This window comes from Nocardioides sp. (genome assembly GCF_035697785.1).
In the GTDB taxonomy this organism is placed as follows: Bacteria; Actinomycetota; Actinomycetes; order Propionibacteriales; family Nocardioidaceae; genus Nocardioides_B.
Map to the genome: position 1 here is coordinate 1 of NZ_DASSCL010000110.1, position 14,416 is coordinate 14,416.

The following is a 14,416-nucleotide window of genomic DNA, read 5'->3' on the forward strand; positions in this document are numbered from 1 at the left end:
TTCCGGATCGGTCGGGTGCTGGTGGCGGCGTCGCACCGAGGACGGGGCCTCGCCGAGGCGCTGATGCGCCGGGCGCTGAACCTCGTCGGCGACCGGCCGTCACGACTGGACGCGCAGTCCTACCTCGCGCAGTGGTACACCCGTTTCGGCTACGCCGTCACCGGGCCGGAGTTCCTCGACGACGGCATCCCGCACGTGCCGATGCGACGCCCCGCCGGCGGGCGGGCCGCGCCCCCCTAGCGCTCGCACAGGCCGGCGAGGTGCGCGCCCCACGCGCGGGCGCGCTCGCGCTCGCCCTCGGCCAGGGGACCGGAGACGTCGTCGACGTAGAAGCTCTCCGGCCGGCAGGCGGTCCGGTAGCCGAGCCGCCGGCCGATCCGGTCGGCCCGCCTGGCGGCCGAGCCCGGGAGCCGGCGGACCTTGCTCACGCGCGTGTCGAAGGAAGCCAGCCGCGCGTGGTGACGACCGGTGGCCAGGTCGTCCATCCACTCGCGGACCCCCCGGTCGGCGGCACCCCCGGCGCCCTGTCGACGCGCGTCCTCGCGAGTCGACGGGCGGGACATCGAGAAACCGTGCGTCGGACCGCCCACGACGACCAGGTCATATCCCTCGTCGGGTGGCGACGGCGCGTCGTGGACCTCCACCAGGTCGACGGAGCCTCGGGTGGCGAGTCCGGCCGCGACCTCGTGGGCCACGTCGGCGGTGTTGCCGAACATCGACTCGTAGACCACCAGCGCCCGGGTCGTCATGACAGCCCCTCGGGTCGGCGTACGACGACGACCGGGCAGTGCGCGTGCGCGACCACGTGCCGGCTCACCGAGCCGAACAAGGTGGCGACGGCGTCCCCGCGTCCGCGAGAACCCACCACCACGAGGTCGGCCTCGTGCGACGCAGCCACGATCGCGCGGCCGGGGTCGCCCTCGTCCTGGTGGACGGTGACCTCGACGTCGGGGTACTTCTCGGCGAACCCCGCGAGGCTCTCGGCGACCATCCGCTGGTGCTCGTCGGCAGTGTCGACCACGACGTCGTAGGTCGTCAGGTCACGGTAGAGCAGCGCGGCGTCCCAGGCGTGCACCACGGCCAGGGGTTGTCCGCGGGAGGACGCAAGCTCGAACGCCTCGGCGAGCGCCGCCGTCGATGCCGCGCTCCCGTCCACGCCGACGACGACCCGGCCGGCGAACGCACCGTTGGGGTCGCGCCGTTCGGCCTCGCGTGCGACGACGACCGGGCAGGGCGAGTGTGCGGCGACGCCGACGCTGACCGAGCCGAGCAGCAGGCTGGCGAGCGTCCCGCGGCCACGCGACCCGACCACGAGCAGGTGCGCGCCCTCCAGCGAGTCGAGCAGCACGTCCCGCGCGTTCCCGAGGGCCAGATGCACGCGTACGTCGAGGTCGGGCGCCAACCGCCGGGCCTTGACCAGCGCCTGATCCGTGCGGCGGCGCCCGGTGATGCGCAGCTGCCTGCGGTTCTCGACGGGGCCGGCGAAGGACTCGTACACGGTGGGCACGCCGAGGGCATGGACGATGAGTACGGGGCGCCGATGCCTCGACGCATGTTCGACCGCCCAGGTGAGAGCGGTGTCGCTGTGCGGTGTGTCGTCGTAGCCGACGACCACGGCTCCGGAAGCGGCTGTCGTTGTCATGCCCCCAGGCTTGTCGCGCCGGTCGCTCCTGCTAAGAGGCGCTGGTCTGGCCGCGGCGGGACCTTGGACCCGCGGCCGCGGCCGCGGCGAACTTAAAGCCTTCCGCGTTTCGAGGCGTGCAACTCGGTCAACCCTCACGATGTTGTAGTCAGCCGGCCAAACGGTGATTCTGGGAGGAATGCCGCGCGGTCGCAGCCCGAGACTTTGGGAGGGGTCTTGGTCATGTCTGCCATCGACCATGCACTGCGCCGCGCCGTCCGCGGCATCGTCATCGCCTTGATTCTCGGTCTGGGCACCGTCGCGCTCGGGGTGGTCACCGCGACCTCCACCGGCGCGGCCGAGACCCGAGCCGCCATGCGCAGCTCGACGTACGAGGAGAAGGTGCAGAACGCCATCAACCTGGTGCGGGCCGAGCACGGCCTCCGACCACTGCGGTTCCACGCGTGCACCGATGGCACGGCGGAACGCTGGGCTCGACGGCTGGCGAAGAGTGGCCGCCTCTACCACCAGGATCCGCACGGCATCCTGTGCAAGTGTGGTGCGCGGTACGCCGGCGAGACGCTCGGGATGGGCGCCTTCAGCCCGGCCGGTCTGGTGCAGGCGTGGATGGACTCTCCGGCGCACCGACCGATCCTGCTCAGCAAGAGCGCACGGCGGATCGGGGTCGGCACGTCTCTCAGCGGCGGCCAGTGGGTGACGGCGGCCAACTTCACGAAGCTCTGAGCCACTTCCTGTCCGCCGGCCCGGCGCGACCCGGGCGCGACCGGGACTCGCGCCGCTTCTACCCCCTAGGGGTATCATGGCAGGGACGGCGAGAAGGGACCCCGATGGCGACGCACACCAACCCCGGCTACATCGACAACAAGGAGGCGCAGCTCAAGCGCCTGCGCCGGATCGAGGGACAGGTCCGCGGGTTGCAGCGCATGGTCGACCAGGAGGAGTACTGCATCGACATCCTCACCCAGGTGTCAGCGGCCACCAAGGCCCTCGAGAGCGTCGCCCTCGGTCTGCTCGACGACCACCTGCACCACTGCGTGGTGCACGCGGCCCAGGACCCGAACGAGTCGATCGACGACAAGATCGCCGAGGCGTCGGCCGCCATCGCGCGGCTGGTCCGCTCCTGAGCGATCACGCGACCCCGCGCGTAGGCCGAGCCCGGGTCGGCTGACGGGTCAGGCTTCGTACGGCGCGCCGCTCGTCGCGGTATCGATCCAGAACCACACGCTCTTGCCGCGGCCCGTCGGCGCGGCACCCCACTCGGAGGCGAGGGCGTCGACGATGTGCAAACCGCGACCGCCCTCGGACAACAGCGACGCGTCTCGCGGCTCCGGGCGCCGGGGCGACTCGTCGCGCACCTCGACTCGCACCCGCTGCCCGTCGTAGTCGACGCTCATGGACACCAGGCCGCTCCCGTGGGAGATGGCGTTGGTGACGAGCTCGCTGGTCAGCAGCCGCGCGGTCTCCACCGTCTCTGGCGGCAGCTGCACCAGAGCGTGCTCGAGGTGTCGGCGCGCCACACCAGCGGCGGTCGCGTCGTTCGGGAGCAGCCATCTCTCGCGCACCTCGCGCACCTCGCGCGACTGCAGGGCGCGCGGTCGGGCGGCCTGCGCCACCTTGGGGCGGATGGCCAGGGCGGCGACGTCGTCGTCGCGGGTCGGGTCCCGCACGGCATCGACCATGGCATCCAGAGCACCCTGGAGATCGGGCTCCCGCAGGCTGGCGGCCGCGCGCGTGATCCGCTCGTAGCCCTCGACGATCACCTCACCCCGCCGTTCGGCCAGGCCGTCGGTGAACAGAAGCAGGGCGTCGGTGTCGGTGAAAGTCCGGGTGACGACGTCGCGCACTCCCCCGCCCGCACCCAGGAGCAGCGTGTCCACGGCCTCGATCATCTCCGCGGGACCCTGCTCGCGCACCAGGACGGGAGCGGGGTGGCCGGCATTGATGATCTGCACCTGTTGGCGCTCCGCGTCCAGCACGGCGTACACGAGCGTGACCAGCTGGTCGATGTCGAACCGTGCGAAGAGCTTGTCGAGTCCCGCGAGCACCATCGCCGGCTCGGGATCGACCGCGAGCAGCGCGCGCACGGCGGACCGCATCTGCGCCATCGCCGAGGCGGCCTCGACTCCACGTCCCATGACGTCGCCCACGAACACCACCACGCGACCGTCGTCGAGCGGCGCAAGACCGTAGAAGTCACCTCCGGTGTCGGTGCGGCCGGCGGGCAGGTACTTCACCGCCACCTCCCACCCCTCTGCGTGCGGGAGGTGCTTGGGGAGCGCGGCCTGCTGCAGACGCAACGCCACGTCGCGCACCTGGGAGTGCAGCTCCGCGTTGTCGATGGCGACCGCCGCGCGGCGGGCAAGGTCCTCACCGAACGCCAGGTCCTCCGGCCCGTAGCGCCGGCCGCCGGAACCGGCGACCCAGGTGATCGCGCCGAGGACGCGACCATGCACCTTCAGCGGGACGGTCAGCGCGCTCCGGAAGTTCAGCTCGAGAAGCGCCTGCCGATGCTCCTCGTCGACGGCGGCCGCCGCGATCATGTCGTCGGTGATGTCCGGGACCAGCTCGCTGACCCCGCTGCGTACGACCTGGTGTGCGCCGCGCTGGGCGTTCGGGTCCGGCGGGTAGCGCTCCTGGATCTCGCGGATCCGCTCCTCCACGACGGCGTCCGGGTGGGCGATCTCGAGCGGCCGCAGCACGCCGTCCTGGAGCAGCTGGACCACGCACCAGTCGGCGAACGCCGGAACCGCCAGCCACGCGAACGCCGACAGAGTGGCCTCGTAGTCCAGGCTGCTCGCCAGCTCGACGCTCGCGTCCGCGAGGAACTTCAGCTTGAGCTCCCGGTCGGTGGCCGCGGCCACGGCGCGGATCCGAGCGATCGCCTGCGCACACGTGTCCGCAAGGATCCCGAGGAACTCCAGCTCCGTGCGGTCGAAGGTGAGCAGTCCCGGGAACGACAGGGACATGCCACCGAGCGGCTCGCCGGAGGCCACCAGCGGAAGGCAGACCAGGGACCGCTCGCCCTCGGTCGCCAGCTCCAGGTCGGGGTAGCGGCCGAGGATCTCGGCGCGTCCGGTCAGCACCAGCAGCTCCCGCGAGCGCACGCAGTCGCCCACCGGGGTCGGCGCGGCAAGCGGGTACGTCGCCCAGAGCTGCCGGGCGTTCTTGGCCCCGCCACGGAGCCCGACCAGCCGCAACGTGTCGCCCTCCAGCAGTGACACGGACGCCACGGTTGCCCCGGCTGCGTCGGCCATGTGCTCGGTCACCACCGACACCACGGTCTCCACGTCTGAGGCGGTGAGCAGCTCGGTCGTCACCGCGGCCAGCCGCCGCAACCGCTCTGCGACTCGACGGGCTTGCCGCTCGGAGGCGGGAGGCGGCTCGAGCACGACGACCGCGCCCACGACTTCGCCGCCACGACGCTGGGGGGACCACGCCGTCGTGACCTGGAGCGACCGACCGGCCCAGCGCACCGGCAGCGATCCCGTCCACGACCCTCCGGCGGCGACGTGTCCGAGGATCTCCATGACCGTCTCTCGCGAGCCTGGGTCGAAGACGTCCTCGGCGCGGTCACCGGCGGGTCGGCTCGTCGCTGGGTCGGAGAGCACGCGGGACGCGAACGGGTTGAGGTGGACGACCCGCCCGGACAGGTCCACGGCGATCAGCGCCGCAAGCAGGTCGTCGAAGACGTCCGCCTCCGGCTGCCATCCCCCGGTGTCAGGGTCAACGCTGGACACGTGAGCATCCTAGGCCGATCACGGCGGATCCTGACGCGTGAGGAGGGAGCCTCCCGAACCACGGAGACGGGCTTCCTGCCCTGGACGGCGACCGCCGGCTGCACTTCAGGGACGCAGCGGCTCGGCCACCGGCGGCGCGGAGCGACTCGTGTGCCTGTCGTCGCCCACGACGAGCTCTGTGTCCTGTCCCACGAAGAACGCGAGGCCCGCGACGATCCCGGCCGCCCTCATCCTCGTCGTGCGTCCGTCCTGATCCCCCCTCGTTCCGGTCGAGCTACGCCGAGGGTAGGGCCGCGCCGGCAAGACTCCGCCGCCTTGACCGGCCCCGGGCGGCACTCGACGCTGGGGGCATGACCAACGACGCGGCCGAGGACGCCGCCCGACGTCCCCGGCTCACGCTGGGCCGGGTGGACCGCATCCAGGTGCAGGTCGGATATCGAGGCAGGCCCGACGGTCCGGCCGAGCAGCACTTCATGCTCGACGTGACGCTCCCGGAGCCCGACACGCATTCGCCCGCTGGGGCGCTGGACGAGTCCCGGATCCTGGCCGCTCTCGAACCGGTCCTGTTCACCGAGTCGGACGCGCCGCTGCACTACTCCGTGCACTCGCATCGTTGGCACACGAGCTGGGGTCCGAGCCCGGGGGCGCTCGAGATCGGCGTTCTCGTGACCACCGGACCCGGCGAGTCCGCGTTGTCGGACGCCTGGCAGCGCGCCACGGTCGTGGCCTTCCGCGACCTGCTCGAGCTGCTCGGCCGTCCGGCGACGGCACCCGTGTCGCGCGACGCGGCGGTGCTCAAGGCACGGCACTGCGCCGCGACGGCGTACGCCGTGGATGCCGACGCGCTGTCGCTCAGTGCCGAGGAGCACCATCCCGCGGTCGGGTCGTGGACCGTGGGCCTGCGGACCCACGCGGGCGACGAGTACGACGTCGTCGTCGGCCTCGTCGACGGCTACGCCGGGTCGGTCCGGGTGCGGCACACGACGCTGAGCGAGGTGTTCGACTCCGTCGGCGCCGAGTGAGGCATGAGAACGGAGAGGACAACTCCTCTCCGTTCTCAACGTATAACGCACCCCGGGCCTTGCGGCAAGGCCCTGGTGGGGCGTCACAATCGGCGGCCGAGGCCAGAATCTCGATCGGAGCTGATCAGTGAATCCCCTGCGCACCAGCGCTTTCGACCTTCCCGACCACCTCACCGCCAAGGCGGACCCGGCGCTGATCGCCGACGACGAGCAGCACTTCGCGGCTGTGGCGGACAGCCTCGAGCGGTCGATCGCCGACCTCTCCGATCGTCTCGACGCGGCCCGGCAAGCACCGGGCGGCTCGGGTCAGCAGGCCCTGGACCGGGACCTGGAGGTCCACCGGCTGACCGCCCGCCTTCGCACGCTCCGTCGCTTCGGGCTCGACCTCTGTCTGGGACGGATGGTCGGCATCGCCGACCCCGAGCCGGTCTACGTCGGACGGCTGGGCCTCAAGGACGGCGATGGCCGGCCTCTGCTGATCGACTGGCGCTCACGGGCGGCGGAGCCGTTCTTCGGCGCGACCCACGGCAACCCGATGAGGCTGGCCAGCCGGCGCAGGTACCGGTGGGCGCGCGGCCGGATCAACGACTACTGGGACGAGGTGTTCACTCCAGACGGGTTGGAGGAGCACGCAGCGCTGGACGACCAGTCCGCCTTTATCGCCTCGCTGGGCGGCCACAGGTCGGGCCGGATGCGCGACGTGCTGGGCACGATCCAGGCCGACCAGGACGCCATCATCCGCGCTGGTTCCCGTGGCGCCCTCGTCGTCGACGGTGGCCCCGGCACGGGCAAGACCGTCGTGGCCCTGCACCGCTCGGCCTACCTCGTCTACTGCGACCCTCGCCTCGGTCACCACCGCGGCGGGGTGCTCTTCGTCGGTCCGCACCAGCACTACCTCGCCTACGTGGCAGACGTCCTGCCGCGGCTCGGCGAGGAGGGCGTGCAGACCTGCACGCTGAGAGATCTCGTCTCCGAGGGACCCGAGGCGGCCGACGAGGCCGACCCGGAGGTGGCGCGGCTGAAGTCGGCCGCGGCCATGGTTGCGGCGATCGAGCCGGCCGTCCGGTTCTACGAGGAGCCGCCTGCCGAGGGGATGACGGTGGAGACCGACTGGTCGGACGTCTGGCTCAGCGCCTCGGACTGGGCGGACGCCTTCCGGGCCCCGGAACCAGGCACGCCGCACAACGAGGCGCGCGACCAGATCCTCGAAGAGCTGGTCACGATCCTCGTCGACAAGCATGACGACGAGGACGTCCCGCCTGACCTGCTGCGCGCTTCCCTGCGACGCAACACCGAGCTGCTTGCGGCGCTCGGCCGAGCCTGGCCGGCGCTGCAGCCGACCGACCTTGTCGGGGACCTGTGGTCCGTGCCCGCGTACCTGCGCATGTGTGCGCCCTGGCTGACGCCCGAGGAGGTCCGGACGCTGCAACGCCCGGACGCACAAGCCTGGACCGTGTCCGACCTGCCGCTCCTCGACGCGGCCCGGCAGCGCCTCGGTGACCCGGATATCTCCCGGCGCCGGCGGCGCGCCGAGGCCATGGTCGCGGCCGAGCGAAAGCTCATGGACCGGGTGGTCGACGACCTGGTAGCGACCGACGACTCCGAGATGCAGGTGATGTCGATGCTGCGCGTCGAGGACATGCAGGAACGCCTCGTCGACGAGGCCGCGCTGCCCAGCGCCGACCCGGACCTGCTCGCCGGCCCGTTCGCACACATCGTCGTGGACGAGGCTCAGGAGCTGACCGACGCGGAGTGGCAGATGCTGTTGCTGCGCTGCCCGTCGCACAGCTTCACCGTCGTCGGCGATCGCGCGCAGGCGCGGCACGGGTTCACCGAGTCGTGGCAGGAACGCCTCGAGCGGATCGGGCTCGACCACGTGCACCTTGCGTCGCTGAGCATCAACTACCGGACTCCCGCGGAAGTCATGGCGGAGGCCGAGCCCGTCATCAGGGCCGCGCTCCCGGACGCCAACGTGCCTACCTCGATCCGGCACAACGGCGTCCCGGTCGTCCACGGGTCCACGTCCGACCTGGAGGCGATCCTCGGCACCTGGCTCAGCACGCACGCCGACGGCATCGCCTGCGTCATCGGCGACCCCCCGTTCGGGGTGACGCCCCGGGTGCGGTCGCTGACTCCGGAGCTGGCCAAGGGACTTGAGTTCGACCTCGTCGTCCTCGTCGCCCCCGAAACCTTCGGCCCCGGCATCGAAGGGGCGGTCGACCGCTACGTCGCCATGACCCGAGCCACCCAACAGCTGGTGGTCCTCACGGGCTCCTGACCAGCGGAACGGCGGCCGATCCTGTGCGCGGCCCGGGCTGCCCATGAGGACGGACACGAACCACGGCACGAAGGTCATGCCGTCCCGGGTTCGGCGTCTGCGTGGGACAGTGCGTCAATGGACGGTCGTGGCACGCGCGCGTCGTACCGGGCGCGACTGGAGCTGCTCGCCACGCCCGGTGTGGTCGAGACGCAGCTCGACGAATGGGCGGCTGCGCACGGTTCACCGAGTGGGGGCAGCTGGCGGCGAACCTACGGCCGGCTCTCGCGGGAGCCTTCGACGTGGGCTGTGCTGGCATACGAGTCCGACCAGGGTCCGACCGTCCGGGTGGCGCTGCGCGACGCTCCGACGCCGACGGAGCCGCTCGGCCGCGTCGAGATCACACCCTGTGAGGCCGACCCCGCTCTGCCCGGGTTGGCCCACGTACTGAGCCGGCTGACCGACCCGGTCGTCGTCCGCTACCGACCGGGCAGTCGATGCACCGTGCGCGGTGGCCATGGCGCAGCCGCGCGCTATGTCAAGGTCGTGGCCGGTCAACCCGACGAACAGGTCGACGCCGAGAACCTGTGGGCCGCCGCTGGCGCGGGGCTGCTCCCCTTCGCCGTGGCAGAGCCACACGGCTGTGACGCCAGCACTGCGTCGAGCTGGTACGGCGTCGTGCCCGGGCGACCGCTCGCGCCGGACCTGCTCGGGGCCGACGGCGCCGACGCGGCCGGGCGGGTGGGTGCCGCTCTCGGCGCGCTCGCCGCCGCTGCGGTGGTGCCGACCCGCCGTGACGGGCCCGCCGACCAGCTTGCCCGCACCCGCCGGACGCTGGCACGGGCGGCGGCCGTGGTGCCGGCGTTGGAGGCCGGGCTCACCGGCGCGGCCGGGATGCTCGAGCGGGCACACCGTCGACTCCCGCATCGGCGACTGGTGCCTGTCCACGGGACGCCGCACGCCAAGCAGTGGCTGGTCGACGGATCGGGCCGCCTCGGCCTGGTCGACTTCGATCGCTACGCCCTCGGCGACCCGGAGCTGGACCTGGCCACGTTCCTCGTCGAGCTCGAGAACGACACCTCCCGGGTGGCGCCGATGGCCGTCATCGAGACCGCCCTCGTCGAGGGGTTCGCCAGCGCAGGCGGCGAGGTCGACCACGGCCGCCTGTCGCTGTACTCCATGCACAAGCGCCTGGCCAAGGTGGCACGCACGGCGACTTCCCTCCGACCCGATGGCGATGAGCGTGCGGACCGACGGCTCGCCGCCGTTGCCGACGAGCTCACGTTCCTCGACCGGGACACCGGTTGACCAACGTCTCGCAGTCTCGATGCGCTCGCCGGGTTTGTTTCAGGCGAGCACCGTGGCCAGCAGCCCGAGACCGGCGCAGGCGCCGAGGGTCCGCAGCGGGCTCCAGCCTCGCCAGAACATGAGGACGAGAGCTACGCCGGTGAGTGCGAATGCCAGCGGGTTCCAGGCCGCCAGGACCGGGAGCTCGAGGTGGATCGGCCCCCAGTGCAGCAGGTGGGTGGTGTCGAAGAGGGTGTGCAGAGAGAAGAACAGCGCCAGGCTCGCGATGACGCCGACGACGGCGGCGGTGATGCCGGTGAGCGCAGCCGTGAGATGGGTGTTGTGCCTGAGCCGCTCGACGTACGGCGCGCCCAGGAAGATGAACACGAAGCACGGCACGAAGGTCACCCAGGTTGCGAGCAGCGATCCGACCAGCATTGCCGTCCACGGGTCCAGCGGGCCGGGGTCGCGGTACGCCGCCACTCCGGCGACCCACTGCACGACCATGATGAGCGGTCCTGGGGTGGTCTCTGCGAGCGCCAGACCCTTGACCATCTCCCCTGGCACCAGCCACTCGTAGACCTGCACCGCCTGCTGGGCCACGTAGGCCAGCACGGCGTACGCCCCACCGAAGCTGACGAGGGCGGTGACGCTGAACAGCTGGCTGATGTCGCCGTAGACGCTGTCGCGGCCGAACGCGGCGACCACTGCCAGGACCGGGATGAACCAGAGGGCCAGTCCGAGCGAGATGATGCGAACGGCGCGGCCGGCTGACGGCCGGTCGGCGTGGAGGGCGTCGTCACTGATGAGCGGCTGCGGCCCTTCGTCGCCGGCTCCGTGGCCCTTCAGCGTGCGTAGTGCAGGTACCCACCGCGACAGCACCCAGCCCAGGACTCCGGCGGCGATCACCACGACCGGGAACGGCACCGCGAAGACGGCGAGAGCCAGGAACGAGATCACGGCGAGCGCGACCAGAACCCGGTGCGTGAGCGCCCGCTTCCCGACTCGGTACACGGCTTGGATGACGATGGCGATGACGGCCGGCGCGAGACCGGCGAACAGCCCGATCACCAGGTTGGTGTCGCCGGCGGCCAGGTAGAGGATGGTGAGCCCCAGCAGGGCGAGCATCCCGGGGAGCACGAACAGAAGGCCGGCAATGAGACCTCCGAGGGTGCCGTTGAGCAGCCAACCGGTGTAGATGGCCAGCTGTTGAGCCTCCGGCCCCGGCAGGAGCATGCAGTAGTTCAGAGCGTGCAGGAACCGGCGCTGCCCGATCCAGCGCTTCTCGTCGACGAGCTTGTGCTGCATCACCGCGATCTGCCCGGCGGGGCCGCCGAAGGTCTGGAGCGAGATCGAGAACCACGTCTTCGTTGCCTCCCGGAGCGGGATCACGCCGCCGGTGGAGGTGGAGGGTCCGGCGTGCGGCGGCGTGCTCATGCGCGTTCGGTTCCCTTCAGCAGCTCGCGATGGAGAACTCGGACAGGCCGTCGGGCAGCGGACTCCTCAACTACAGGACGGGCCCGCTGCCCGTAGAACCACCAGCATTCTCTATAGAGTTGACTTCTCTAGTCAACAACCGGACTTGCGGTCAATCGCGATCCTGCTGCCGTGCCTCCTGGGCTATCTGGCCGACACGGTGCCGATCTTGTTGGCGGCCTGCATGGTCCACCACACCGACTCGGTCTGACCGGCGCGCGCCGGCCGGTAGGCAACGCCGAGAGCCTCCTCGAGTCCGCTGCGCGGGTCGTCGCCGATCGCCTTGCCCGCCTCGGTGAACACGCCGTCCGGGGTGACTCGCGCGACGTTGCCCACCCGGGCCTGCGTGAACCACACGCTGCCATCCGCGCCCGCGGCCACGTCCTGGGGGCCCGACTCGGGCGTGGGCGTGAAGAACGACGTGTCCGAGTTGGTAGCGGGGTCCAGGAAGCCGACGACGTGGTTGAACCGGTCGGTGAACCACACGTTCCCGTCCGACGCGACGGCCAGGCTGATCACGTTGGCCGGCAGGTCGTCGGGGGTGAAGACCGGAGTGATCACGGTCGCGCCCGGGTTGGCCGGGTCGAAGCGGCCGATGGCGTTGACTGCGGCGAACCAGATGATCCCGTTGGCGTCGACGTCGACCTCACCGACCGCGCCGGGCACCGCGAACTCCGTGAACTCGCCGGTGGGAACGTCGTAGCGCCAGATGATGTCGGTGGTCGACCCCCACAGGTCGTCGCCGTCACTGGTCAGCGCGCCGAGCGAGTACCCGACCTCTGTGCCGTCCGCGCGCAGCGGCTGCACGAAGCCGACGACTCCGGCGGTGGTGATGGTCGTGAGGCCAGCCGAGTTGCTGCTGACGAACAGCGTGTCGCCGGGCCCGCTGGCGATGTCGTCGAAGAGGCAGCTGTTGCAGTTCACGGAGAACTCGGTGGTGACGCCTGCCGGGGTGGTCCTGCCGATGTTGCTGGTAAAGGTCCCTCCGGTGTCCGGATCCGGGTTCGGCGTGAACACGTCGGCGCCGGCGACCCACCAGAGGTTCCCGTCGGGCCCTTCGGTGATGTAACGCGGCTCGCTGTTCGCGGTGGGAACCTTGAAGGTCTTGTACCTGAACTCGCTGGGCGCAGCGTCAGCGGTGGGGAGCGTTGCGCCGAACACCAGGGCTAGACCGGAGATCCCGGCCAGCACCATCGTGGGCAAACGCCCGGCCGGCGGGCATCCCCGCCTGGCCACCGGGCCGCGGGCCCGCTGTTCAGCCGACCCCGGAGGGACAGCAACCCCCGTTGAAGGCGCGAGACCGCCGGCCAGGACCGTCCTCAACGCACGTGTGACAGCTCCAGACATCTCCCCCACTCCCGTCTGCCGCAGAAAGGGGGAGCCCGATGCGAGCCTGCGGCACCACGTCGACGGGCTGCCTAGCCATCGGCAGCGGTGCGCGCTGCGATCCGCAAAAGCCTATTCAGCACCGGTCCCGTCGCCTAGGCGTCCAATGGTGCTAAGACCCTCTGTCGTCTACGGGCGGGCCTCCGATCGGCGCCTTGCACTCCTACTGACAGGTGGTTCACGGTCATCCCTCCTGGGTGAACGCTGAACGTCACGCCCCGCAGGGGATGCGGACGATAATCGCGGCATGACCAACCGCCGTGTCCCGTCGCTCGGCGGAGCCTGCGCCGTCGTGGCCGGGCTCCTCTGGGTCGTGAAGAGCACCAGCATCCTCGTCACCGGCTACCAGCCGCCGGTGATCTACGAGCTGGCGATGCTGCTGTTCGGTCTGGCCGTGGTTGGGCTGGCCGCCGGCGAGCGCGCCCGAGCGGTCCGCACGCTGGGCTGGGCAGCGGCGGCGTGCGGGTGCCTGGCGCTGGTCGGCGAGGCGCTCGGCGACACGTGGAACGTGGCCATCGTCGTGTCCACACTGGCGACGTTGACGGGACTGCTGGTTGCTGGCCTGTCGGCGCCGGCCCGGTCGCCCGGTTCAGTGGCGTGGGTGGCCGTGCTTATCGGGGCGGGCACCCTTCCCGCGCTGGTCGTCCTCGCGGGGCCGCTGGCACTCGTCGACGAACGTCTGATCGAGGTGCCGCTGGTGCTGGTCGGCTCCGCGTGGGTCTACCTGGGTGGCACGATGCTGAACGCCGCCACCGCGGCGCCGACCGCCGCCGCTGCGGCACCGCAATCACGCGACGGCTGACTACGACGCAACAACCCGCGAGACCTCGCACCTGACCCGCGCGGCATCGGAGCCGGTGACAACTAGGGCCGCCGATCCATGGGAGTCCTGCTCGTTCAGGCAGGGATAGCGTACGGGTCGCTGTACGCGCTGGAGATCGGCACGATCTCGCGTCCGAGGGGCACCAGCGACAAGGGGATCATCTTCCAGCACGCGACGCCGAACGGGATGCCGACGATGGTGATCATCAAGAGCAGTCCCGCGAGCAGGTGCAGCAGAGCCAGTTCCCAACCGAAGAAGACGATCCACACGACATTGCCGATGACTGACCAGACGCCGGCGTCTCGTCGCCAGGTCGTGGTTCGGCCGAACGGCCAGATGACGAAGCTCGCCAGGCGGAAGGAAGCGATGCCGAACGGGATCGTCACGATGAGCACGAACGCGAGCAGCCCGGCCACTGCGTAGCCGAGGGCGAGCCAGAATCCGGCCAGCACCAGCCACAGGATGTTGCCTATCGTCCGCATGAGAACAGCCCATCAGATCGACGGAGTCTGTCAAGGCATCGGGGCATCGAGGATCTCGACAGGCTCGATCACCCCGGGGGCGCCACGTGGCACCGAACCGATTCGAGCCGGGAACGACGAAGCCCCAGGGTCGGCATGGGCCTGTGACCTGGGGCTTTTGGGTGGAGCCGCCTGTCGTGTCCTGTTTCACGACATCCCGGACTGATGTCTCAGGACATCCCGGACAGCCGGCCACGATGCTGCGGCGGTGTCGAAAGCCCGTCTGGTCATCACCGCTGTCGTTGCCGAGGGTCGCAGTCCTGCT

13 protein-coding genes are annotated in these 14,416 nt (G+C 70.9%); 7 read left to right on the forward strand and 6 right to left on the reverse strand.

The features are described from left to right. A partial coding sequence (locus VFH10_RS11455; protein WP_325128586.1) for a GNAT family N-acetyltransferase occupies window positions 1–240 on the forward strand: 240 nt, incomplete at its 5' end. Here the strand turns inward: VFH10_RS11455 and VFH10_RS11460 are convergent. After that, window positions 237–749, reverse strand: a complete 513-nt coding sequence (locus VFH10_RS11460; protein ID WP_325128588.1) for a flavodoxin family protein — start codon at window positions 747–749, stop codon at window positions 237–239. The genes VFH10_RS11455 and VFH10_RS11460 overlap by 4 nt on opposite strands. Further along, window positions 746–1,642 carry a universal stress protein gene (locus tag VFH10_RS11465; RefSeq protein WP_325128590.1) on the reverse strand — a complete coding sequence of 299 codons (897 nt, stop codon included), beginning with the start codon at window positions 1,640–1,642 and terminating at the stop codon, window positions 746–748. Before VFH10_RS11465 ends, VFH10_RS11460 begins: the two co-directional genes overlap by 4 nt. Before the next feature lie 222 nt (window positions 1,643–1,864). Between VFH10_RS11465 and VFH10_RS11470 the strand changes: the two genes are divergently transcribed. Both VFH10_RS11470 and VFH10_RS11475 read left to right on the forward strand, forming a co-directional pair. Next, window positions 1,865–2,365: a CAP domain-containing protein gene (locus tag VFH10_RS11470; protein WP_325128592.1), complete on the forward strand. Its 501-nt coding sequence runs from the start codon at window positions 1,865–1,867 to the stop codon at window positions 2,363–2,365. Window positions 2,366–2,469: 104 nt separating this feature from the next. Beyond that, a complete protein-coding gene (locus tag VFH10_RS11475; protein WP_325128596.1) occupies window positions 2,470–2,766 on the forward strand; it encodes a metal-sensitive transcriptional regulator in 297 nt (98 codons plus the stop codon). 48 nt (window positions 2,767–2,814) lie between these two features. Here the strand turns inward: VFH10_RS11475 and VFH10_RS11480 are convergent, their stop codons facing one another. Next, window positions 2,815–5,379, reverse strand: coding sequence for a SpoIIE family protein phosphatase (locus tag VFH10_RS11480; protein WP_325128598.1), 2,565 nt, complete (start codon window positions 5,377–5,379; stop codon window positions 2,815–2,817). A gap of 350 nt (window positions 5,380–5,729) precedes the next feature. On the opposite strand from VFH10_RS11480, the gene VFH10_RS11485 reads away from it, so the two are divergent. From VFH10_RS11485 to VFH10_RS11495, 3 genes are all read left to right on the forward strand, one after another. Then, entirely contained in the window at window positions 5,730–6,401 is a 672-nt protein-coding gene (locus tag VFH10_RS11485) for a hypothetical protein (RefSeq protein ID WP_325128600.1), read from the forward strand. Window positions 6,402–6,528: 127 nt separating this feature from the next. Beyond that, entirely contained in the window at window positions 6,529–8,679 is a 2,151-nt protein-coding gene (gene helR, locus VFH10_RS11490; RefSeq protein WP_325128602.1) for an RNA polymerase recycling motor ATPase HelR, read from the forward strand. Window positions 8,680–8,796: 117 nt separating this feature from the next. Next, on the forward strand, window positions 8,797–9,966 hold the full coding sequence (locus tag VFH10_RS11495) for a phosphotransferase (protein WP_325128603.1): 1,170 nt from the start codon (window positions 8,797–8,799) through the stop codon (window positions 9,964–9,966). 39 nt (window positions 9,967–10,005) lie between these two features. On the opposite strand, the gene chrA is transcribed toward VFH10_RS11495, so the two are convergent. Together chrA and VFH10_RS11505 are read right to left on the reverse strand one after the other, a co-directional pair. Next, on the reverse strand, window positions 10,006–11,382 hold the full coding sequence (gene chrA, locus VFH10_RS11500) for a chromate efflux transporter (RefSeq protein WP_325128605.1): 1,377 nt from the start codon (window positions 11,380–11,382) through the stop codon (window positions 10,006–10,008). Window positions 11,383–11,565: 183 nt separating this feature from the next. Then, complete coding sequence (locus VFH10_RS11505; RefSeq protein WP_422656564.1) at window positions 11,566–12,615, reverse strand: virginiamycin B lyase family protein; 1,050 nt, start codon at window positions 12,613–12,615, stop codon at window positions 11,566–11,568. 439 nt (window positions 12,616–13,054) lie between these two features. On the opposite strand from VFH10_RS11505, the gene VFH10_RS11510 reads away from it, so the two are divergent. Beyond that, the gene (locus tag VFH10_RS11510) at window positions 13,055–13,609 is read left to right on the forward strand and encodes a hypothetical protein (RefSeq protein ID WP_325128610.1); all 555 of its coding nucleotides are present in this window, start codon (window positions 13,055–13,057) and stop codon (window positions 13,607–13,609) included. Window positions 13,610–13,704: 95 nt separating this feature from the next. Here the strand turns inward: VFH10_RS11510 and VFH10_RS11515 are convergent, their stop codons facing one another. Then, on the reverse strand, window positions 13,705–14,112 hold the full coding sequence (locus tag VFH10_RS11515) for a YccF domain-containing protein (protein WP_325128612.1): 408 nt from the start codon (window positions 14,110–14,112) through the stop codon (window positions 13,705–13,707). Between the last annotated feature and the right edge of the window lie 304 nt (window positions 14,113–14,416).